This is a genomic window from Enterobacter quasimori, from assembly GCF_018597345.1.
In the GTDB taxonomy this organism is placed as follows: Bacteria; Pseudomonadota; Gammaproteobacteria; order Enterobacterales; family Enterobacteriaceae; genus Enterobacter; species Enterobacter mori.
In genome coordinates, this window is the sequence record NZ_JAHEVU010000001.1 from 1,233,522 (window position 1) to 1,253,887 (window position 20,366).

20 protein-coding genes and 1 riboswitch are annotated in these 20,366 nt (G+C 59.5%); of the genes, 7 read left to right on the plus strand and 13 right to left on the minus strand.

Going from position 1 to position 20,366, the window contains the following annotated elements:
• Positions 1–91 precede the first annotated feature (91 nt).
• The 3 genes from KK102_RS05925 to KK102_RS05935 are packed head-to-tail and all read left to right on the plus strand — an operon-like array spanning position 92 to position 3,050.
• Positions 92–853, plus strand: a complete 762-nt coding sequence (locus KK102_RS05925) for an endonuclease/exonuclease/phosphatase family protein (RefSeq protein ID WP_126543485.1) — start codon at positions 92–94, stop codon at positions 851–853.
• Complete coding sequence (gene clsB, locus KK102_RS05930; protein WP_126543484.1) at positions 850–2,088, plus strand: cardiolipin synthase ClsB; 1,239 nt, start codon at positions 850–852, stop codon at positions 2,086–2,088. Before KK102_RS05925 ends, clsB begins: the two co-directional genes overlap by 4 nt.
• Positions 2,088–3,050 (plus strand): lysylphosphatidylglycerol synthase domain-containing protein, encoded by a 963-nt coding sequence (locus tag KK102_RS05935; protein ID WP_126543483.1) that lies wholly within the window; start codon positions 2,088–2,090, stop codon positions 3,048–3,050. Before clsB ends, KK102_RS05935 begins: the two co-directional genes overlap by 1 nt.
• 125 nt (positions 3,051–3,175) lie before the next feature.
• Here KK102_RS05935 and KK102_RS05940 read toward each other — a convergent pair whose 3' ends face one another.
• The 6 genes from KK102_RS05940 to moaA all read right to left on the minus strand — a co-directional run bounded on the left by KK102_RS05940 (position 3,176) and on the right by moaA (position 6,655).
• Entirely contained in the window at positions 3,176–3,883 is a 708-nt protein-coding gene (locus tag KK102_RS05940; RefSeq protein WP_029742164.1) for a Bax inhibitor-1/YccA family protein, read from the minus strand.
• 64 nt (positions 3,884–3,947) lie between these two features.
• Positions 3,948–4,400 (minus strand): molybdopterin synthase catalytic subunit MoaE, encoded by a 453-nt coding sequence (gene moaE / locus KK102_RS05945; RefSeq protein WP_126543482.1) that lies wholly within the window; start codon positions 4,398–4,400, stop codon positions 3,948–3,950.
• Between the two features lies 1 nt (position 4,401).
• Complete coding sequence (gene moaD, locus KK102_RS05950; RefSeq protein WP_008501143.1) at positions 4,402–4,647, minus strand: molybdopterin synthase sulfur carrier subunit; 246 nt, start codon at positions 4,645–4,647, stop codon at positions 4,402–4,404.
• Entirely contained in the window at positions 4,640–5,125 is a 486-nt protein-coding gene (moaC, locus tag KK102_RS05955) for a cyclic pyranopterin monophosphate synthase MoaC (protein ID WP_049008689.1), read from the minus strand. The genes moaD and moaC overlap by 8 nt, the downstream gene beginning before the upstream one ends.
• Positions 5,126–5,128: 3 nt before the next feature.
• Positions 5,129–5,641 carry a molybdenum cofactor biosynthesis protein B gene (gene moaB, locus KK102_RS05960; protein ID WP_216357178.1) on the minus strand — a complete coding sequence of 171 codons (513 nt, stop codon included), beginning with the start codon at positions 5,639–5,641 and terminating at the stop codon, positions 5,129–5,131.
• Positions 5,642–5,665: 24 nt separating this feature from the next.
• Positions 5,666–6,655 carry a GTP 3',8-cyclase MoaA gene (gene moaA / locus KK102_RS05965; RefSeq protein WP_216357179.1) on the minus strand — a complete coding sequence of 330 codons (990 nt, stop codon included), beginning with the start codon at positions 6,653–6,655 and terminating at the stop codon, positions 5,666–5,668.
• A riboswitch (molybdenum cofactor riboswitch) is annotated at positions 6,643–6,777 on the minus strand. It overlaps the preceding gene by 13 nt.
• A 225-nt stretch (positions 6,778–7,002) precedes the next feature.
• Here moaA and yvcK point away from each other — a divergent pair.
• Positions 7,003–7,911 (plus strand): uridine diphosphate-N-acetylglucosamine-binding protein YvcK, encoded by a 909-nt coding sequence (yvcK, locus tag KK102_RS05970; protein ID WP_126543479.1) that lies wholly within the window; start codon positions 7,003–7,005, stop codon positions 7,909–7,911.
• A 93-nt stretch (positions 7,912–8,004) separates the two neighbouring features.
• Here the strand turns inward: yvcK and uvrB are convergent, their stop codons facing one another.
• Complete coding sequence (uvrB, locus tag KK102_RS05975; RefSeq protein ID WP_126544227.1) at positions 8,005–10,020, minus strand: excinuclease ABC subunit UvrB; 2,016 nt, start codon at positions 10,018–10,020, stop codon at positions 8,005–8,007.
• A gap of 752 nt (positions 10,021–10,772) precedes the next feature.
• On the opposite strand from uvrB, the gene KK102_RS05980 reads away from it, so the two are divergent.
• A complete protein-coding gene (locus KK102_RS05980; protein WP_126544226.1) occupies positions 10,773–11,495 on the plus strand; it encodes an ABC transporter ATP-binding protein in 723 nt (240 codons plus the stop codon).
• Here KK102_RS05980 and bioD read toward each other — a convergent pair.
• The 4 genes from bioD to bioB are packed head-to-tail and all read right to left on the minus strand — an operon-like array spanning position 11,458 to position 15,085.
• Positions 11,458–12,159 (minus strand): dethiobiotin synthase, encoded by a 702-nt coding sequence (gene bioD / locus KK102_RS05985; protein ID WP_216357180.1) that lies wholly within the window; start codon positions 12,157–12,159, stop codon positions 11,458–11,460. The genes KK102_RS05980 and bioD overlap by 38 nt on opposite strands.
• Positions 12,152–12,907 carry a malonyl-ACP O-methyltransferase BioC gene (gene bioC / locus KK102_RS05990; RefSeq protein WP_216357181.1) on the minus strand — a complete coding sequence of 252 codons (756 nt, stop codon included), beginning with the start codon at positions 12,905–12,907 and terminating at the stop codon, positions 12,152–12,154. Before bioC ends, bioD begins: the two co-directional genes overlap by 8 nt.
• Positions 12,891–14,048, minus strand: coding sequence for an 8-amino-7-oxononanoate synthase (gene bioF / locus KK102_RS05995; RefSeq protein WP_216357182.1), 1,158 nt, complete (start codon positions 14,046–14,048; stop codon positions 12,891–12,893). Before bioF ends, bioC begins: the two co-directional genes overlap by 17 nt.
• Positions 14,045–15,085: a biotin synthase BioB gene (gene bioB / locus KK102_RS06000; protein WP_216357183.1), complete on the minus strand. Its 1,041-nt coding sequence runs from the start codon at positions 15,083–15,085 to the stop codon at positions 14,045–14,047. Before bioB ends, bioF begins: the two co-directional genes overlap by 4 nt.
• A gap of 86 nt (positions 15,086–15,171) precedes the next feature.
• Here bioB and bioA point away from each other — a divergent pair, with 86 nt between their 5' ends.
• Both bioA and KK102_RS06010 read left to right on the plus strand, forming a co-directional pair.
• Positions 15,172–16,461: an adenosylmethionine--8-amino-7-oxononanoate transaminase gene (bioA, locus tag KK102_RS06005; RefSeq protein WP_420842081.1), complete on the plus strand. Its 1,290-nt coding sequence runs from the start codon at positions 15,172–15,174 to the stop codon at positions 16,459–16,461.
• A gap of 48 nt (positions 16,462–16,509) precedes the next feature.
• A complete protein-coding gene (locus tag KK102_RS06010) occupies positions 16,510–16,986 on the plus strand; it encodes a kinase inhibitor (protein WP_216357185.1) in 477 nt (158 codons plus the stop codon).
• 84 nt (positions 16,987–17,070) lie between these two features.
• On the opposite strand, the gene hutH is transcribed toward KK102_RS06010, so the two are convergent.
• Positions 17,071–18,591, minus strand: a complete 1,521-nt coding sequence (gene hutH, locus KK102_RS06015; RefSeq protein ID WP_216357186.1) for a histidine ammonia-lyase — start codon at positions 18,589–18,591, stop codon at positions 17,071–17,073.
• Complete coding sequence (hutU, locus tag KK102_RS06020; RefSeq protein ID WP_216357187.1) at positions 18,588–20,276, minus strand: urocanate hydratase; 1,689 nt, start codon at positions 20,274–20,276, stop codon at positions 18,588–18,590. Before hutU ends, hutH begins: the two co-directional genes overlap by 4 nt.
• Positions 20,277–20,366 lie beyond the last annotated feature (90 nt).

The window sequence follows — 20,366 nt, forward strand, 5'->3', positions numbered from 1 at the left end:
CGCACTTTACGGAAAATTCCGTAACGCCGCATCTTTTTGTGACGCCGACTACACTTTATTTTCATCGGGATAGTCACCCAGGAAGGTGTTTATGACCATTAAAACGCAGCATTTCTCGCTTAAGGTGCTGACGATAAACATTCATAAGGGCTTCACAGCATTTAACCGCCGCTTCATGTTACCGGAGCTGCGCGACGCCGTTCGCACCGTCAGCGCGGACATTGTTTGCCTGCAGGAGGTGATGGGCGCGCACGAAGTGCATCCAATGCATGTCGAAAACTGGCCGGATGCCCCTCACTACGAGTTTCTGGCCGATACCATGTGGAGCGATTACGCCTACGGCCGCAATGCGGTTTACCCCGAGGGGCATCACGGCAATGCGGTGCTGTCACGTTTTCCGATTGAACACTATGAGAACCGCGACGTGTCGGTGGGCGAAAGTGAAAAGCGCGGCCTGCTTTACTGTCGGATCACGCCACCCGATCTGGAATTTCCCGTTCACGTAGGCTGCGTGCATCTTGGCCTGCGAGAAGCCCACCGTCAGGCACAGCTGCAGATGCTCGCCGAATGGAGCAATGCGCTGCCGGAAGGCGAGCCCGTGGTCATCGCCGGTGATTTCAACGACTGGCGGCAGCGCGCCAACCATCCGCTGAAGGTGAACGCCGGGCTGGAGGAAATTTTCACCCGCGCCAACGGACGCCCCGCGCGCACGTTCCCGGTACGCTTTCCCCTGCTGCGCCTTGACCGCATCTATGTGAAAAACGCCCACGCCAGCAGCCCAACCGCGCTGGCGTTACTCAACTGGCGACATCTCTCCGACCATGCCCCACTCAGCGCGGAGATCCATTTATGAAATGTTCATGGCAGGAAGGTAACCGCATTACGCTGCTGGAAAATGGCGATCAATATTATCCGGCCGTGTTTAAAGCAATTGATAACGCACAGCAGAAAGTGATCCTCGAAACCTTTATCTGGTTTGAAGACAACGTCGGCAAGCAGCTGCACAGCGTGCTGCTGCGTGCCGCCCGGCGCGGGGTCAAAATTGAAGCGCTGCTCGACGGCTATGGCTCACCGGATCTGAGCGATGCGTTCGTCAACGAACTGACCGCTGCAGGCGTGGTCTTCCGCTACTATGATCCCGGCCCTCGCCTGTTCGGCATGCGTACTAACCTTTTCCGTCGGATGCATCGCAAAATTGTGGTGGTGGATGAGACGGTGGCGTTTGTCGGCGGCATTAACTACTCCGCTGAGCATATGTCCGACTACGGCCCAGAAGCGAAGCAGGATTACGCCATTCGCATTGAAGGCCCGGTGGTGCAGGACATCTTGCTGTTTGAGCTGGAGAACCTGCCGGGGAAAGAGGCCGTTCGCCGCTGGTGGCGACGTCGCCATCGCCCGGAGGAGAACCGACAGCCCGGCGAAGCGCAGGCGCTTTTCGTCTGGCGCGACAACGGCGAGCACCGGGATGATATTGAACGTCATTACCTGAAGATGCTGGCGAACGCGAAACGCGAGGTGATTATCGCCAACGCTTACTTCTTCCCCGGCTACCGTATTCTGCATGCCATGCGCAACGCGGCCCGACGCGGCGTGCGCGTGAAGCTGATTGTGCAGGGCGAGCCGGATATGCCGATTGTCAAAGTGGGCGCGCGCCTGCTCTATAACTATCTGGTGAAGGGCGGCGTGCAGATCTACGAATACCGCCGCCGGCCGCTGCACGGCAAAGTGGCGCTGATGGACGATCACTGGGCCACCGTGGGCTCCAGCAACCTCGATCCGCTGAGCCTGTCGCTGAATCTGGAAGCCAACCTGATCATTCACGATCGGCAGTTTAATCAAACCCTGCGGGATAACCTTCAGGGACTGATCGTCAATGACTGCGTGCGCGTGGATGAGTCCATGGTGCCGAAACGCACCTGGTGGAACCTTGGCATTGGCGTGGTGGTGTTCCACTTCCTGCGCCACTTCCCGGCGATGGTCGGCTGGCTGCCCGCGCATACGCCAAAGCTTGCGCAGGTGGACCCGCCGGTTCAACCCGAAATGGAAACTCAGGACCGCATTGAAGCGGAAGACGGAGGGAAAACCTGATGTCGAAATCGCATCCTCGCTGGAAGCTGGCAAAGAAAATCCTCACCTGGCTGTTCTTCATCGCCGTCGCGGTACTGCTGGTGGTGTATGCGCAAAAAGTGGACTGGGAAGAGGTGTGGAAGGTCATCCGCAACTATAACCGGATGGTGCTGCTGGGTGCCGTTGGGCTGGTCATCGTCAGCTACCTGATATACGGCTGCTACGACCTGCTGGGCCGCGCCTACTGCGGCCACAAGCTGGCAAAGCGTCAGGTGATGCTGGTGTCGTTTATCTGCTACGCCTTTAACCTGACGCTGAGCACCTGGGTCGGTGGGATTGGCATGCGCTATCGCCTCTACTCGCGGCTCGGCCTGCCGGGCGGAACCATTACGCGCATTTTCTCGTTAAGCATCACCACCAACTGGCTGGGCTATATTCTGCTCGGCGGGGTGATCTTCACCATCGGCGTGGTGCAGCTCCCCGCGCACTGGTATATCGACGAGGCCACGCTGCGCATTCTGGGCATCGTGCTGCTGCTGATCATCGCCGTATATCTGTGGGCCTGCGCCTTTGCTAAACGCCGCCATATGACCATCAAGGGGCAAAAGCTGGTGTTGCCTTCATGGAAGTTCGCGGTGCTGCAAATGGTGGTCTCCAGCGCCAACTGGATGGCGATGGGAGCCATCATCTGGCTGCTGATCGGCGAGGACGTAAACTACTTCTTCGTGCTGGGCGTGCTGCTGGTGAGCAGTATTGCCGGGGTGATTGTGCATATTCCGGCGGGGATCGGCGTGCTGGAGGCGGTGTTTATTGCCCTGCTGGCCGGGGAGCATGTCTCTCAGGGCACGATTATCGCCGCCCTGCTGGCCTACCGCATGCTGTATTACTTCCTGCCGCTGGCGCTGGCAACGGTCTGTTATCTGGTGCTGGAGAGTCGGGCGAAGAAGCTGCGGGCGAAGAATGAGAGGATGTTAGCGAAGTGAGTTGTGTCGGGTAGCGCTGCGGTCTGATGCCCTCACCCCGGCCCTCTCCCACTGGGAGAGGGAGAAAAGCCCGCTCCGTGCAATCCCCTCTCCCTGAGGGAGAGGGTTAGGGTGAGGGGAAATAACTAGCGACGGTTGCCGAAAATACGCAGCAGCATCAGGAACAGGTTGATAAAGTCCAGGTACAGCGTCAGCGCCCCCAGAATCGCGTATTTGCGCAGGTTAGAACTGTCGCGCACGTCAATCTGCTCGCCGATGTTTTTCAGCTTCTGGGTGTCGTAGGCCGTCAATCCAACGAAAATCACCACCCCGATGTAGGTCACGGCCCACATCAGCGCGTCACTCTTCAGCCACAGGTTCACCAGCGACGCCAGCACGATCCCAATCAGCCCCATAAACAGCATGCTGCCTAAGCCGCTCAGATCGCGTTTGGTGGTGTAGCCGTACAGGCTCATCACGCCGAACATCCCGCCGGTCACCACAAAGGTGCTGGCGATGGAGGAGTAGGTGTAAACGATGAAAATACTGGAAAGCGTCAGTCCGGTTAGCGCTGAATAGAGCATAAACAGCGTGGTCGCCATTCCTGCACTCAGCTTTTGCACCAGGCCGGAAAGCACAAACACCAGCGCCAGCTGCGCGATAATCAGCCCAAAGAAGGTGATCTTGCTGGAGAAGATAAACATCATCAGCTCCGGCGTATTCGCCGCATACCAGGCAATAAACGCGGTAAGCAGCAGGCCGACCGTCATCCAGCCGTACACCTGAGCCATATACGTCTGCAGGCCGCTACGGGTCTGCTGTACTATTGAATCGGAACGCGGAAATCGGTCCATGATTCACTCCTGATTAAGATTAAGTAGACACACACGTTAAGAGTAACACATCCACGTAAACCGACTACCAACGGCTGGCGGCCTGCTTATCGCTGTCGCGAGATTCTACCCAGCGGTCGCCTTCCGGCGTGGCTTCGCGCTTCCAGAACGGGGCTTTGGTTTTGAGGAAATCCATAATGAACTCCCCTGCCGCAAACGCGCTGCCGCGGTGCACGCTGGTCACCCCGACAAAGACAATCTCCTCGCCGGGCCACATCTCACCGATGCGGTGAATCACGGTGACGCGCCCGAGCGGCCAGCGGCCTCGCGCCTCGTCGACAATCGCCGCCAGCGATTTTTCCGTCATGCCGGGATAGTGCTCCAGCGTCAGCGCCTTCACGCTGTCACCGAGGTTATGGTTACGCACCTTGCCGGTGAAGGTCACGACCGCGCCGTCTTCATCGCGTTCCGCCAGCCAGCTGTATTCGGTCCCCACGTTAAAACGCTCGGGGCTCACCAGAATTCGGGTTTCAGCCATCTTACCCCCCTGTTACCGGCGGGAAGAAGGCCACTTCATCCCCGGCCTTCAGCGGATGGGTAAGCTCCACCAGCGTCTGGTTAACGGCGGCCAGCAGCTTGCCTTCGTCGAGCGCCAGCGCCCAGCGGTCGCTCTGTGCCGCCAGATGCGCGCGCAGGGCCGCAACGTTTTCAAAAGAAGCATCCAGCGTCAGGCTGTCGGTATTCACCAGCTCGCGCACCTGCGCAAAAAAGAGCACCTTAATCATGGCTGTCCACCTTAAAATCACCGGATTTGCCGCCGCTTTTTGCCAGCAGGCGAACCGGGCCAATCACCATATCTTTCTGCACCGCTTTGCACATATCGTAGATGGTCAGCGCGGCCACGGAGGCCGCCGTCAGCGCCTCCATCTCCACGCCGGTTTTGCCGGTTAAGCGGCAGAGTGACTCAATGCGCACGCGGCTGTGCTCCGGCTGCGCCTGCAGGTTCACCTCCACCTTGCTCAGCATCAGCGGATGGCACAGCGGGATGAGATCCCAGGTGCGCTTGGCGGCCTGAATACCCGCGATACGCGCGGTGGCAAAAACGTCGCCCTTGTGATGGCTTCCGTCGATAATCATCGCCAGCGTTTCCGGCAGCATGGTGACGAACGCTTCCGCGCGCGCCTCGCGCACCGTTTCGGCTTTGGCAGAGACGTCCACCATATGCGCTTCACCGGCGGCGTTAATGTGGGTCAGTTGTGACATAGCTTATTTCTTTAAATGGGGATGGAAATTACACGGACGGGTACGGGCGTCCAGCTGCGGGGCGATGATGTTTTCCCACGCGGTGCGGCAGGCTTTGGTCGAGCCCGGCATGGCGAAAATCAGCGTGTTGTTCGCCACACCCGCCACGGCGCGCGACTGCAGCGTGGAGGTACCAATCTCTTCAAAGGAGAGCATGCGGAACACCTCGCCGAATCCTTCCACCTCGCGGTCGAACAGCGGGATCAGCGCTTCAGGCGCCTGGTCGCCTGGGGTAAAGCCGGTGCCGCCGGTGATCAGCACCACCTGCACCTCATCGCTGGCGATCCACTGCGAAACCTGCGCGCGAATGGCGTAGCGGTTCTCTTTGACGATCGCTTTATCGACGATGTGATGCCCCGCGTCATGGGCCGCCTCGCGCAGCCAGTGGCCGGAGGTATCATCCTCTTCGCCACGACGGTCGGAAACGGTAAGGATAGCAATGCGTGTCGGGATAAATTCTGCGCTTACCTGACTCATCTTCTGATTCCTTCTTAAGACTGATTACCCGCCAATGTAGGACAGGTTCTGAGTAATGCCGGTATTGCCCTGATGCAGGAAGTGGGTCTGTTTTTTATGCGTCAGCGCTTCAGAAATGCGTGCTTCAAGCGCCTCTTGTTGGGCATCGTCTGCCAGCAGATCGCGAAGATCTACGCCGCCGTCGCCGAACAGGCAGAGATGGAGTTTCCCCACGGAAGAGACGCGCAGGCGGTTGCAGCTGGCGCAGAAGTCTTTCTCGTAAGGCATGATAAGCCCGATCTCGCCTTCGTAATCCGGGTGGCAGAAGACCTGCGCCGGACCGTCGCTGCGCTGGCGGATCTGGTGGATCCAGCCGCGTCTCAGCAGCGCGTCGCGCAGCACCATGCCGGAGATGTGATGACGACGGAACAGCTCGCTGCCCTCGCCGGTTTCCATCAGTTCAATAAAACGCAGTTGAATGCGGCGTGGTTTGATCCACGCCAGGAAGGTATCGAGCTGATGATGGTTTACATCACGCATCAGCACCGTGTTAACTTTGACTTTTTCGAAGCCGGCCGCAAATGCCGCATCGATACCGTCCATGACCTGCTGGAATTTATCCTGACCGGTAATGGCGTGGAACTGGCGGGCGTCCAGACTGTCCACGCTGACGTTGATGGCGGTTAAGCCCGCATCGCGCCAGGTGGCCACGTCGCGCGCCATGCGGTAACCGTTGGTGGTCACCGCAATCTGGCGGATACGTTCGTTTTCACGCACGGCGGCAATGATGTCGGGGAAATCACGGCGCAGCGAGGGCTCGCCGCCGGTCAGACGCACTTTTTCGGTGCCGAGATCAGAGAAGGCGCGCGTAACGCGGCGCACTTCATCCACGGAGAGAAAGCCGTTATTGGTGACGCTGCCCGGTTTGTAGCCGTCGGGCAGGCAGTAGGTGCAACGGAAGTTGCACACATCGGTAATCGACAGACGTAAGTAATAAAACTTACGCGCGAAAGCATCAGTAAGTTGTGAAGCCATGTACACCTTTCCAGATACGGGAGGCACAGTCATTTCTTTCTGTACCCTGGTGGCTAATTCGCCACGGCCAGGGCGCCATATCGTTCGACACAGGCGCCAGGGCTAGAGTGTATGTTTTCAAAAACGAAAACGTGGTTATGTCGATAGTAACGCGGAAATCATCACTTCGCCATTCTCGCATTTCGCTATATAATTATATATATAACGACTTGATCGTGCATTTTCGCTACAGGATACCCAAAAACGGCACTTTCGCATTGATATACGTCATTTTGCATCGGCTGAGGCATCGTCTTTTAGGGGTAGTTAGGTTACTGTTACGCGATCGAACGTGATAAGGAATACCTATGCGCAATCGCACTTTTGCGGATCTTGACCGAGTGGTCGCTCTTGGCGGAGGCCACGGCCTGGGCCGCGTCATGTCCTCGTTGTCGTCACTCGGGTCAAGGCTGACGGGGATAGTGACCACCACCGATAACGGCGGCTCAACGGGGCGGATCCGGCGTGCCGAAGGCGGGATTGCCTGGGGAGATATGCGCAACTGTCTGAACCAGTTAATTACCGAACCGAGCGTCGCGTCGGCGATGTTTGAGTACCGTTTTGGCGGCAATGGCGAACTTTCCGGGCATAACCTCGGAAATCTGATGTTAAAGGCTTTAGATCACCTGAGCGTGCGGCCTCTGGAAGCCATCAACCTGATCCGTAATCTGCTTAAAGTGGACGCATTTCTGATCCCCATGTCTGAACAACCGGTCGATTTAATGGCTATCGACGCCGAAGGGCATGAAGTTTACGGCGAGGTGAATATTGACCAGCTGCTCCTGCCGCCAGCGGAGCTAATGACCTATCCAAGCGTCCCCGCCACGCGCGAAGCGGTAGAAGCCATCGGTGAAGCGGATCTGATCCTGATTGGCCCGGGCAGTTTTTACACCAGCCTGATGCCGATTCTGCTGGTGAAAGAGCTGGCACAGGCGCTTCGCCGCACCCCCGCCCCGATGGTTTACATCGGTAACCTGGGACGTGAACTGAGTCCGGCGGCAGCGAGCCTGTCGCTGGCGGACAAGCTTGATTTAATGGAGCAGTACGTCGGTAAAAAAATTATCGACGGTGTTGTGGTGGGGCCAAAAGTGGACGTATCGGGTATTGGCAACCGCGTGGTGGTGCAGGAGCCGCTGGAGGCATCAGACATCAAGTATCGCCACGACCGCCACCTCCTGCGCGAGGCGCTGGAGAAGGCGATTCAGGCGCTGGGTTAGCAAAAACCCCCCGGTGGCGCTGCGCTTACCGGGGCTACAAAAGACGCTAACCCCGTAGGCCCGGTAAGCGCAGCGCCACCGGGCAAAACCCACTCACGATGCCGCGATAAACAGATCCCGCAGCTGATGAAGCTGGTCGCGGATCTGCGCCGCCTCTTCGAATTCCAGGTTCTGCGCGTGCTGCATCATCTGCCCTTCCAGCTCGTGGATTTTCTGCTGCAGCGCTTTCGGCGTCAGCACGACGGTATCTTCTTCCACCACTGAGCGCGCCTTGCCGCGACCTTTCGCTTTGGTTTTGGCGATGTTCTGACCCAGCGCCAGAATATCCACCACCTTCTTGTTCAGACCCTGCGGCGTAATGCCGTGCTCTTCGTTGTAGCGCTGCTGTTTCTCGCGGCGGCGCTCCGTCTCACCAATCGCTTTCGCCATCGACGGCGTGATTTTGTCACCGTACAGAATCGCTTTCCCGTTGACGTTACGCGCGGCACGGCCGATGGTCTGGATCAAGGAACGCTCGGAACGCAGGAAGCCCTCTTTATCCGCATCCAGAATCGCCACCAGCGAGACCTCCGGCATATCCAGACCTTCTCGCAGCAGGTTGATCCCGACCAGCACGTCAAACTCGCCCAGACGCAAATCGCGAATAATCTCCATGCGCTCGACGGTGTCGATATCCGAGTGCAGATAACGCACCTTCTCGCCGTGCTCTTCCAGGTACTCGGTCAGGTCTTCCGCCATGCGTTTGGTCAGCGTGGTCACCAGCACGCGCTCGTTGATGGCGGAACGGGCGCGGATCTCAGAGAGCAGATCGTCCACCTGGGTGGCCACCGGACGCACCTCGATAACCGGATCCAACAGCCCGGTCGGACGCACCACCTGGTCAACCACCTCATCGCCCGATTTTTCAAGCTCATAGTTGCCCGGCGTGGCCGAGACGTAGATGGTTTGCGGCGCGAGCGCCTCAAACTCTTCAAACTTCATCGGACGGTTATCCAGCGCCGAAGGCAGGCGGAAGCCGTATTCCACCAGCGTCTCTTTACGCGCCCGGTCACCGCGGTACATCCCGCCGATCTGCGGGATCGTAACGTGGGATTCGTCGATCACCAGCAAACCGTCTGCCGGAAGGTAGTCAAACAGCGTCGGCGGCGGTTCGCCCGGCCCGCGCCCGGAGAGGAAGCGCGAGTAGTTTTCAATGCCGGAGCAGTAGCCCAGCTCGTTCATCATCTCAAGGTCAAACTGGGTACGCTGGCTGAGGCGCTGCTCTTCCAGCAGCTTATTGTTCGCCAGCAGCACCTTACGGCGCTCGGCCAGCTCCTCTTTGATCTCTTCCATCGCCTGCAGGATACGCTCGCGCGGCGTCACGTAGTGCGTTTTTGGGTAGATGGTGAAGCGCTGGATCACCGATTCAACGTGTCCGGTCAGCGGGTCGAAGAGCGACAGGCGTTCAACCTCTTCGTCGAACAGCTCGACGCGCAGCGCCATATCGTCCGATTCCGCCGGGAAGATGTCGATCACTTCACCGCGCACGCGGAACGTCCCGCGCTGGAAGGCCTGATCGTTACGGGCATACTGCAGCTCCGCCAGACGACGGACGATGGCGCGCTGGTCGATGATCATCCCCTGCGTCAGGTGCAGCATCATCTTGAGATAGAGATCCGGATCGCCCAGACCGTAGATCGCGGAAACCGATGCGACAACCACAACATCGCGACGCTCCAGAAGCGCCTTCGTGGCCGACAGGCGCATCTGCTCAATGTGCTCGTTCACTGAGGCATCCTTCTCGATGAAGGTGTCAGAGCTCGGCACATAGGCTTCTGGCTGGTAGTAATCGTAGTAGGAGACGAAATACTCCACGGCGTTTTCCGGGAAGAACTCTTTCATCTCGCCGTAAAGCTGCGCCGCCAGGGTTTTATTGGGTGCCAGCACCATCGTTGGGCGCTGGAGATCCGCAATCACGTTGGCGATGGTGAAGGTTTTACCCGACCCCGTCACACCTAATAGCGTCTGATGCGCCAGCCCATCTTCCAGCCCCTCTTCCAGACGGCGGATGGCCTCGGGCTGATCCCCCGAAGGACGGAAAGCAGAATTCAATTTGAACGGTTTACTCATGGGCGACAACCTGATGACGTTATAAGCGGCAGGTGAGTAATTTTACTCCTTGTTGCCAGGAATGCCAGCAAAAAACACTGGATGAAAAACCAGTAGCGTGGCAGGATATTTAGAGTAGCGCCTGGGGAATGAGCGCGATCCCGGTTGAAATGTAGACTGCGACAAAATAAAACACCAGCCTGACTCGGTTATCCCCAGAACTTTTCCTTTTTTAACATTTGTCAAGCCAGGTAATGATAGTTTTGTGGCAACGGGTGACAGTTTCATGACGGCAATTGATTTTATCTAACCCGTTAATTACTAAGCGATATTTTCTAAAGCCGTGTTTCGCATCAATTCGGGCGTAACCCGCGTATTCTCTCGCTTATCGCGTGTTTTCTAACTCTAATGCACATGGTTATCCACAGGAATAGTGGATAACTGCGTCCAGCCCGTACAGACCGCCACTCGGCAAATTCCCGGTTTTTCCCACGAGGCGGCAACAAAAAATTTTTATAGCTATTTTTTGATGATAAACAGTTGAGTCATTCATAACCAACTCATGCGATCTCGCTCACAAATCCGCCATTTCACACCCTGCACCACAATTCACCGCTTCCGGCACCGTTGATGTGCAATTCAAGGAGCCGCGCGACGATCCGCAGAGACTTATTCCTAAAAAAGCCCCTTTTTTAATCACTTTATGGTTTCTGGCAGGCGTTTTGCACAGTCGACTACGAGCGTCATCAATAAACATTTTTAAGGAGAGAAAGATGTTGAGTCTGCGTGCTGTGAATCAGTTTTACGGAAGCCAACATACGCTATGGAACCTGGATTTAGATTTTCCGCAAGGCATGTGTACAGGCGTCGTGGGCCTGCCGGGAATGGGCAAAACGACCCTGATGAACTGCATCACCGGAAAAGTGCCCATCGAAAGCGGCACCATAATCTGGCATGAAGCCGGTGCGCCGCCGCGCGATTTGCTCAGCCAGGCGTCAGAGCACCGTTCCGTGCCGGGCGTAGGCTATGTGCCGCAGGACAGGCGGATCTTTTCCCAACTGACGATTGATGAGAATTTGCATATTGCGATGCAGGCAATGGGGAAACCCGACCCTGAGGCGAAAAGAGACGTTTACGACCTGTTTCCGGCGCTCTATGCGCTGCGTCAGACCCGCGCCAACACGCTCTCTCCGGATGACCAGTATCAGCTGGCGCTGGCCAATGCGCTGGTGAATCGCCCGCGCCTGCTGATCCTCGATGAGCCCCTGCACGGCGCAGGACACAGCTTCGCCCAGAAGCTGGGGCAGCTGCTGGCGCGCTTAAATCGGGAACTGGGTATGACGGTGCTGTTAGCGGAGCAGCAGCTGTCGTTTATCCGTCGGGTGGCGGAGCGTTTCTGCATGCTCTATCGCGGGCGTAACGTGGCGCAGGGCCACGTTAGCGAACTGGATGACGAACTTATCGCCCACTGGATGTCGCGGGAAGCAAGACGCTGAGATCGAGATAACGTCCGGTTTCGGCATTTTCCGCGCCGTCAGCAAGCCAGGGGATCTCCCCGAGGCACGGCGCGGGGAGCACGCGCCTGAGCGTCGCCAGATACTCCAGGTGTCGTTTACCCGGCGCTACCACGTCGTTGGCTATCCAGCCCGCCAGACGCAGCCCGGCCTGCTGTACGGCCAGCGCGGTCAACATGGCGTGATTGATGCAGCCCAGCTTAACGCCGACGACCAGAATGACCGGAAGTTGCTCGGCCTGCACCCAGTCAGCAAACGTCTGCGCGTCCGAAAGCGGCGTAAACCAGCCGCCAGCCCCCTCCACCAGCACCCAGTCGGCCTGGCTTTCCAGCGTCCGTAATCCGGCAGACAGCACGGCGAAATCAATCGGACGGCCTTCATCGGCGCTGATGATGTGCGGCGAGGTCGGCTCGGCAAAGGTGTACGGATTCACCGCTGAATAGGCAAGTTCAACCGTGCTATTGCGCTGGAGCGCCAGCGCGTCGGTGTTGCGTAACCCTTCCGCCGTCATCTCGCTGCCGGAAGCAACGGGCTTATATCCGGCGGTGTTTTTTCCGAGCAGTCGTGCCGCCTGCAGCAGCGCCGAGCTGGCCACCGTTTTGCCCACTTCCGTGTCCGTGCCGGTAACAAAATAACGTTCAGTCACGTTCGATAACCCCATGAAAAAGTTGATAAGAGAGCGGGAAATGCCCCCGCTGCTGCGGCCAGGCCAGCTCCAGACGCTGCAGCTGTCCCCGGGTCAGCGGTTTTCTTTCCCGCCCGGCGTGCAGGTGCGTGGCCCCGATGCCCTTCAGCGAGCGCATCGCGCTGAACGCATCGCTAAAATTGAGGGTGATGGTCTGCACCGTGCTGCGATAGCGCCAGCCTGCCAGCGCCTGCGTCACCTGCTCATGCGATAAAAAACGGTTAGCGTGCGGCTGCTCATCCACCGCTTTCCACGCCTGATTCAGCTCAGGCAGCGAACTTTCCAGCAGGGTGGTAAAGGCCACCTTGCCGCCCGGTCGCGCCACGCGATAAAGCTCCCGTAAGGCCTGCGGCAGGCTGCTGCACCACTGGACCGCCAGATGGCTCCAGACCAGATCGAACTGCGCATCCGCCAGCGGGATCGCCTCGATATCGGCCAGCAGATAGCGATCCGCAGCCTGCCTCTGACGCGCCTCGTCGAGCATCTGCTCTGAGAGGTCGATAGCCGTGACCAGGCTTCCCGCCCCGCGCCAGTAGCGGCTGTTGCTGCCCGGACCGCAGCCGGCGTCGAGCACCTGCGGAAAACGGTTCTCGCCAAGCGCGGCCAGAAGCCCCTGCGCGCTCAGACGCTGCAGCTCATCGTGCTGCGAATAACTCTGCGCGGCGCGGCCGAATGCCGCCGCGATGGCCTGCTTATTCACCGGCATCATGGAGCGCCTCCAGCAGCGTCTCAATATCCTGCGCCTCATGCGCCGCCGTCAGGGTTAAGCGCAGCCGCGCCGTGCCCGGTGGTACTGTTGGCGGGCGGATGGCGGTCACCCACATGCCGCGCTCGCGCAGCGCCTGTGCCAGCGCCAGCGCGCGGCCGTTTTCGCCGACAATCACCGGCTGGATAGCGCTCTGCGAATCGGGACTGTGGAAGGGCAGCGCCGCTAACCCCTGGCGGAAGCGGGAGATATGCTCTGCCAGCCGCTGGCGACGTTCATCCCCTTCTGCGCTGCGGATCGCCGCCAGCGACGCAGACAGCGCCACGGCCTGTGCCGGGGGCATGCTGGTACTGTAGATCAGATGCCGGGCAAACTGCAGCAGATAGTCAGCGACGGACTCGCTGCACAGCACGGCGGCGCCGCTGACGCCAAAGCCTTTGCCGAAGGTGACAATCAGCAGCTCGGGCTTCACGTTTTGCTGGTGCGCGCTCCCGCGCCCTTCGTCGCCCATTACGCCAATGCCGTGGGCATCGTCCACCAGCAGCCAGGCGTTTTGCCGTTTGGCGGTATCGTGCAGCGCGGCAAGCGGCGCGCTGTCGCCGTCCATGCTGAACACCCCTTCCGTGACCGCCAGCTGTTGTCCGTCGCAGGGTTTATCCAACAGCGCAGCAAGCTGTCCCGCGTCGTTATGAGCAAAGCGGCGCAGCTGCGCCGGGCTTAAATGTGCCGCCTCCAGCAGGGAGGCGTGACTTAAGCGGTCGGCGACAATGCGGTCCTCTTTTTCCATCAGGGCAGTAATCACCGCCTGGTTGGCGGCAAAGCCGGAGATAAACAGCAGCGCGCGCGGGTAGCCGAGCCAGTCAGCCAGTTCCTCTTCCAGCGCATGATGCGCTGTGGTGTATCCGCTGACGTGTCCCGAGCCGCCGCTGCCCACGCCAAACCGCTCAGCGCCCTGCTGCCAGGCGCGGATAATGGCCGGATGCTGGCTCAGCCCCAGATAGTCGTTGCTGGAGAAATTGCAGAACCGCTGGCCTTCACGGGTAAGAAAACGGCCCGCGCCGTTTTCCACCACCCTGCGAACGCGAAACGCCTCTACCGCACGGCGTTCGTCCAGCGCGGTATTAATGCGTGCCTGCCAGGTCATACGGCTGCCGCGTTGTAGAACTGGTCGGTGTCGGCGTTGAAAATCTGCTGCTCCAGCTGCTGCTGTTGCTCGTTATCGCCCGTCATCACCTCGGTCTGATGCGGGTTAAGCCCCAGCTTGCGGAACAGCTGAACGTCTTTGTCCTCTTCCGGGTTCGGCGTGGTCAGCAGCTTGCAGCCGTAGAAGATGGAGTTGGCTCCGGCCATAAAGCACATGGCCTGGGTCTGCTCGTTCATCTGCTCGCGACCGGCAGAGAGGCGCACGAAAGAGGTCGGCATCATGATGCGCGCCACCGCGATGGTGCGAATAAAATCAAACGCATCCACGTCGTCGTTGTCCGCCAGCGGCGTGCCCTTGACCTTCACCAGCATGTTGATCGGCACGCTTTCCGGCGGGGTCGGCAGGTTAGCCAGCTGCAGCAGCAGGCCCGCGCGGTCTTTCACCGTTTCGCCTAAGCCCACGATACCGCCGGAGCACACTTTGATTCCGGCATCACGCACTTTATCCAGCGTATCCAGACGCTCCTGGTAGGTACGCGTGGTGATGATGTTGCCGTAAAACTCCGGCGATGTGTCGAGGTTGTGGTTGTAGTAGTCCAGCCCCGCGGCGGAGAGGCGCTGCGCCTGCTCTTCGTTCAGCGTGCCGAGCGTCATACAGGCTTCGAGGCCCATTTCCTTCACGCCCTTCACCATCTGCTCCAGGTACGGCATGTCGCGATCGTGCGGGTTCTTCCACGCCGCGCCCATGCAGAAGCGGGTCGAACCGGCGTTTTTCGCCTTGCGCGCCGAGTCGAGCACCTGCTCCACTTCCATCAGCCGTTCGGATTCCAGGCCGGTTTTGTAGCGCGCGCTCTGCGGGCAATATTTGCAGTCTTCCGGGCAGGCACCGGTCTTGATCGACAGCAGCGTGCTGACCTGAACATGGCGCGGATCGAAGTGCTGACGATGCACCTGCTGCGCTTCAAACATCAGCTCAAGGAAAGGTTTGTTGAATAATTCAGTAACTTGCGACATCGTCCAGCGTGCGTGGTGAGCCATGGGGCTTCTCCAAAGGGTTTTGTTAATTTTCGGTTCGGTTTATACTCGTAAACCTAAAACTTTTCAAAATGGTTTACAAGTCGATTATGACCCAGGACGATCTCGCCTTCGACAAGCAGCATATCTGGCACCCTTACACCTCCACCACCCGCCCCCTTCCCGTCTATCCGGTGGCCTCCGCCCACGGCTGCGAGCTGCACCTCGCCAGCGGCGAACAGCTCGTTGACGGGATGTCCTCCTGGTGGGCGGCCATTCACGGGTACAACCACCCGCGCCTGAATGCGGCGATGAAGGGGCAGATTGACCAGATGTCGCACGTGATGTTTGGCGGGATCACCCATCAGCCCGCGGTGGATTTATGCCGTCGCCTGGTGGCGATGACGCCTGACTCGCTGGAGTGCGTGTTCCTGGCCGATTCCGGCTCCGTGGCGGTGGAAGTGGCGATGAAAATGGCGCTGCAGTACTGGCATGCCAAAGGCGAAACGCGCCAGCGGTTCCTCACCTTCCGCAACGGCTATCACGGGGATACCTTCGGGGCGATGTCGGTATGCGATCCGGACAACTCCATGCACAGCCTGTGGAAAGGCTATTTGCCGGAAAACCTGTTTGCCCCTGCCCCGCAAAGCCGCTTCGACGGCGAGTGGAACGAGATGGACATGGTCGGCTTCGCGCGGCTGATGGCGGCGCATCGTCACGAGATTGCTGCCGTCATTCTTGAACCGATCGTGCAGGGCGCGGGCGGAATGCGGATGTACCACCCGGAATGGCTGAGGCGCATTCGCAGGATGTGCGACCGCGAGGGCATTCTGCTGATTGCCGATGAGATCGCCACCGGCTTTGGCCGCACCGGCAAGCTGTTTGCCTGCGAGCATGCGGGTATCGCCCCGGATATTCTGTGCCTCGGCAAAGCGCTGACCGGGGGCACCATGACGCTCTCCGCCACGCTCGCGACCCGCCAGGTTGCCGACACCATCAGCGACGGCGAAGCGGGCTGCTTTATGCACGGCCCGACGTTTATGGGTAATCCTCTTGCCTGCGCCGTCGCAAGCGAAAGCCTCGCCATTCTGGAGAGCGGCGAATGGCAGACGCAGGTGGCGGCGATCGAAGCGCAGCTGAAAGCGGAGCTGAGCGCCGCCTCGGGGGCGAATTTCGTGGCGGACGTGCGGGTGCTGGGCGCCATCGGGGTGATTGAAACCACCCATCCGGTGAATATGGCGGCGCTGCAGCGTTTCTTCGTGGACCAGGGCGTGTGGGTACGGCCTTTCGGCAAGCTTATCTACCTGATGCCGCCGTACAGCATTACGCCGGAGCAGCTGCGTAAATTAACCGACGCGGTTGTAACAGCCGTTAACATTCCCGCGCATTTCACGATGTAACCCTATGCATTACACTTGCTGAACGAGCGATCAACGAGGGTAAACCGTATGAAAATCATCAGTAAAGATCTGCGCGACGGCGAAAAGCTCCCGGAACGCCACGTATTCAACGGGATGGGGTATCAGGGAGACAACATCTCTCCGCACCTGGCGTGGGACGAGGTTCCGGCAGGCACCAAAAGCTTTGTCGTGACCTGCTACGACCCGGATACGCCGACCGGCTCCGGCTGGTGGCACTGGATTGTGGCGAACCTGCCTGCCGACACGCGCGTCCTGCCGCAGGGTTCCGGTTCAGACTTGGTAGCCCTGCCTGAAGGCGCCATTCAGACGCGCACTGACTTCGGTAAAGCGGGCTACGGCGGCGCGGCGCCGCCAAAAGGGGAAACCCACCGCTATATCTTCACGGTGCACGCGCTGGATGTGGAGAAAATTGAGGTCGATGAAGGGGCGAGCGGCGCGATGGTCGGGTTTAACGTGCATTTCCATTCGCTGGGGAGCGCGTCGATTACGGCGATGTATTCATAAAAGAAGCCGGGTGGCGGCTACGCCTTACCCGGCCTACATTTCGCACGCGTAGGCCCGGTAAGCGCAGCGCCACCGGGCAAAAAATCACAGCACCGGCGGCAACAGCCCCACCAGCCGCCCCTCTTCCAGAAGCTGCATCGCCTTATCAATATCCGGCGCAAAGAAGCGGTCATCATCGTAGTGCGTAACGTGCTCGCGCAGTTCCTGACGCGCCTGCTCCAGCAGCGGGCTGGATTTAAGCCCATCACGCAGATCGATACCCTGACACGCCGCCAGCCACTCCACCGCCAGCACGCCGCGGGTGTTGGAGGCCATTTCCCAGAGACGACGCCCGGCAGCTGGCGCCATCGAAACGTGATCTTCCTGGTTTGCAGACGTCGGCAGGCTGTCCACGCTGTGCGGGTGCGACAGGGCTTTGTTCTCGCTTGCCAGCGCGGCTGCCGTCACCTGAGCAATCATAAAGCCCGAGTTGACCCCGCCGTTACGCACCAGGAACGGTGGCAGCTGGGACATATGTTTATCCATCATCAGCGCGATACGGCGCTCGGACAACGCGCCGACTTCGGCAATCGCCAGGGCGATATTATCCGCCGCCATCGCTACCGGCTCGGCGTGGAAGTTACCGCCGGAGACCACCTCGTTTTCCTGAGCGAACACCAGCGGGTTATCGGACACCGCGTTGGCCTCCACCAGCAGCACCTCCGCCGCCTGACGCAGCTGCGTCAGGCACGCGCCCATCACCTGCGGCTGGCAGCGCAGGGAATACGGATCCTGAACCTTCTCGCAGTTATGGTGTGAATCAGCAATTTCGCTGGTGTCGGTAAGCACGTGACGGTACATCGCGGCGGCATCAATCTGCCCGCGCTGACCGCGCACCTGGTGGATGCGGGCATCGAACGGGCGACGCGAGCCCAGCACGGCTTCGGTGGTCAGCGCGCCGCACACCACCGCCGAGGCAAACAGATCTTCCGCTTCAAACAGGCCGCGCAGCGCGAAGGCGGTCGATGCCTGCGTGCCGTTCAGCAGTGCCAGCCCCTCTTTCGCCGCCAGCGTAATGGGCGTTAAGCCGGCTTTTTTCAGCGCCTCTTTCGCAGGCAGCCACTCGCCCTGCCAGCGCGCTTTGCCTTCGCCCAGCAGCAGCAGCGACATGTGCGCCAGCGGGGCAAGATCGCCGGATGCCCCAACAGAGCCTTTTGCCGGGATCCACGGATAGACTTCCGCATTGACCAGCGCCATCAGCGCCTGAATCACGCTCAGGCGAATGCCGGAAAAGCCGCGCGCCAGGCTGTTGATTTTGAGGACCATCATCAGACGGACAATCTCATCATCCAGCGGCTGGCCGACGCCCGCCGCGTGCGACAGCACCAGCGAACGCTGCAGGTTTTCCAGATCGTGCGTCGCGATGCGGGTCTGCGCCAGCAGCCCAAAGCCGGTGTTAATCCCGTAGGCGGTGCGCCCTTCGGCCACAATGGCTTCCACACAGGCAACGCTGTCATTAATGGCCGCGTGCGCGCTGTCATCCAGCGAAAGGGTGACCGGTTTACGCCAGACATTACGCAGCTGTTTGAGCGTCAGCGAGCCGGGAGTGAGTGTTAATGCGTTCATTCATGCTTTCCTTGTGTGGCAGGGATCATCGGCAGGTTAAGGCCCTGCTCTTTGGCACAGTCAATGGCAATCTCGTAACCCGCATCCGCGTGACGCATCACGCCGGTGGCCGGGTCGTTGTGGAGCACGCGAGCGATACGCGCGGCGGCTTCATCGGTTCCGTCGCAGACGATGACCATCCCGGAATGCTGGGAGAAGCCCATCCCCACGCCGCCGCCGTGGTGCAGCGATACCCAGGTCGCGCCGCTGGCGGTATTCAGCAGGGCGTTCAGCAGCGGCCAGTCGGAGACCGCATCCGAGCCGTCGCGCATGGCTTCGGTTTCGCGGTTCGGGCTGGCGACGGAGCCGGAGTCCAGGTGGTCGCGGCCAATGACGATCGGCGCGGAGACTTCACCGCTGCGCACCATTTCGTTGAAGGCCAGACCGAGTTTTTGCCGCCACTCCAGCCCTACCCAGCAGATACGCGCCGGCAGGCCCTGGAAGTTAATGCGCTCGCGGGCCATGTCCAGCCAGCGGTGCAGGTGTTCGTCATCGGCGACGATCTCCTTCACTTTGGCGTCGGTTTTGTAGATATCCTCCGGGTCACCGGACAGGGCAACCCAGCGGAACGGACCGATACCGCGGCAGAACAGCGGGCGGATATAAGCAGGCACGAAGCCCGGGAAGTCGAAGGCGTTATTCACGCCCATCTCTTTCGCCATCTGGCGAATGTTGTTGCCGTAATCAAAGGTCGGAATGCCCATCTGGCTGAAGGCCAGCATCGAGGAGACGTGTTCCGCCATGGAGCGTTTCGCGGCAAGCACCGTGCCTTCCGGATCGGTTTCCGCTTTTTGCTGATAGGCTTCCCACGTCCAGCCTTTTGGCAGGTAACCGTGCAGCGGGTCATGGGCGCTGGTCTGGTCGGTGACCAAATCCGGGCGTACGCCGCGGGCGACGAGTTCAGGAAGAATGTCCGCCGCGTTGCCGCACAGGGCAATCGACACCGCTTTGCCTTCGGACGTGTATTTTTTGATGCGCGTCAGCGCATCGTCCAGATCGGTTGCCTGTTCGTCGACGTAACGGGTACGCAGACGGAAATCAATGCGGCTCTGCTGGCACTCAATGTTCAGCGAACACGCGCCGGCAAGCGTGGCAGCCAGCGGCTGCGCGCCGCCCATGCCGCCAAGACCGGCGGTTAGCACCCAGCGGCCTTTCAGCGAGCCGTTATAGTGCTGGCGACCGGCTTCCACGAAGGTTTCGTAGGTGCCCTGCACGATCCCCTGGCTGCCGATATAGATCCAGCTGCCCGCGGTCATCTGGCCGTACATCGCCAGCCCTTTCGCGTCCAGTTCGTTGAAGTGTTCCCAGGTGGCCCAGTGCGGCACCAGGTTAGAGTTGGCAATCAGCACGCGCGGCGCGTTCTTGTGGGTTTTAAATACGCCAACCGGCTTGCCGGACTGCACCAGCAGGGTTTCGTCGTGTTCGAGTTCGGTCAGTGCCTTAACAATGGCGTCATAGCATTCCCAGTTGCGCGCGGCGCGGCCAATGCCGCCGTAGACCACCAGCTCGTGGGGGTTCTCCGCCACCTCAGGATCAAGGTTGTTCATCAACATGCGCAGCGGGGCTTCGGTGAACCAGCTTTTGGCAGTAAGGGTGGTGCCGCGCGCGGCGCGGACGTCCTGCTGGCGGTATTTACCTGACGACATTGTGTGCTCCTCATACGGGACAGATGATGCATTAAGATATACTTGTATATACAAGCACACACAAGATAGGATTTAACAAAAAAGATACAA

Bases quoted from the DNA above. Each gene is read 5' to 3' on its own strand.
- KK102_RS05925 (WP_126543485.1), top strand. From the start codon at position 92: ATGACCATTAAAACGCAGCATTTCTCGCTTAAGGTGCTGACGATAAAC.
- clsB (WP_126543484.1), top strand. From the start codon at position 850: ATGAAATGTTCATGGCAGGAAGGTAACCGCATTACGCTGCTGGAAAAT.
- KK102_RS05935 (WP_126543483.1), top strand. From the start codon at position 2,088: ATGTCGAAATCGCATCCTCGCTGGAAGCTGGCAAAGAAAATCCTCACC.
- KK102_RS05940 (WP_029742164.1), bottom strand. From the start codon at position 3,883: ATGGACCGATTTCCGCGTTCCGATTCAATAGTACAGCAGACCCGTAGC.
- moaE (WP_126543482.1), bottom strand. From the start codon at position 4,400: ATGGCTGAAACCCGAATTCTGGTGAGCCCCGAGCGTTTTAACGTGGGG.
- moaD (WP_008501143.1), bottom strand. From the start codon at position 4,647: ATGATTAAGGTGCTCTTTTTTGCGCAGGTGCGCGAGCTGGTGAATACC.
- moaC (WP_049008689.1), bottom strand. From the start codon at position 5,125: ATGTCACAACTGACCCACATTAACGCCGCCGGTGAAGCGCATATGGTG.
- moaB (WP_216357178.1), bottom strand. From the start codon at position 5,641: ATGAGTCAGGTAAGCGCAGAATTTATCCCGACACGCATTGCTATCCTT.
- moaA (WP_216357179.1), bottom strand. From the start codon at position 6,655: ATGGCTTCACAACTTACTGATGCTTTCGCGCGTAAGTTTTATTACTTA.
- yvcK (WP_126543479.1), top strand. From the start codon at position 7,003: ATGCGCAATCGCACTTTTGCGGATCTTGACCGAGTGGTCGCTCTTGGC.
- uvrB (WP_126544227.1), bottom strand. From the start codon at position 10,020: ATGAGTAAACCGTTCAAATTGAATTCTGCTTTCCGTCCTTCGGGGGAT.
- KK102_RS05980 (WP_126544226.1), top strand. From the start codon at position 10,773: ATGTTGAGTCTGCGTGCTGTGAATCAGTTTTACGGAAGCCAACATACG.
- bioC (WP_216357181.1), bottom strand. From the start codon at position 12,907: ATGATGCCGGTGAATAAGCAGGCCATCGCGGCGGCATTCGGCCGCGCC.
- bioF (WP_216357182.1), bottom strand. From the start codon at position 14,048: ATGACCTGGCAGGCACGCATTAATACCGCGCTGGACGAACGCCGTGCG.
- bioB (WP_216357183.1), bottom strand. From the start codon at position 15,085: ATGGCTCACCACGCACGCTGGACGATGTCGCAAGTTACTGAATTATTC.
- bioA (WP_420842081.1), top strand. From the start codon at position 15,172: ATGACCCAGGACGATCTCGCCTTCGACAAGCAGCATATCTGGCACCCT.
- KK102_RS06010 (WP_216357185.1), top strand. From the start codon at position 16,510: ATGAAAATCATCAGTAAAGATCTGCGCGACGGCGAAAAGCTCCCGGAA.
- hutH (WP_216357186.1), bottom strand. From the start codon at position 18,591: ATGAACGCATTAACACTCACTCCCGGCTCGCTGACGCTCAAACAGCTG.
- hutU (WP_216357187.1), bottom strand. From the start codon at position 20,276: ATGTCGTCAGGTAAATACCGCCAGCAGGACGTCCGCGCCGCGCGCGGC.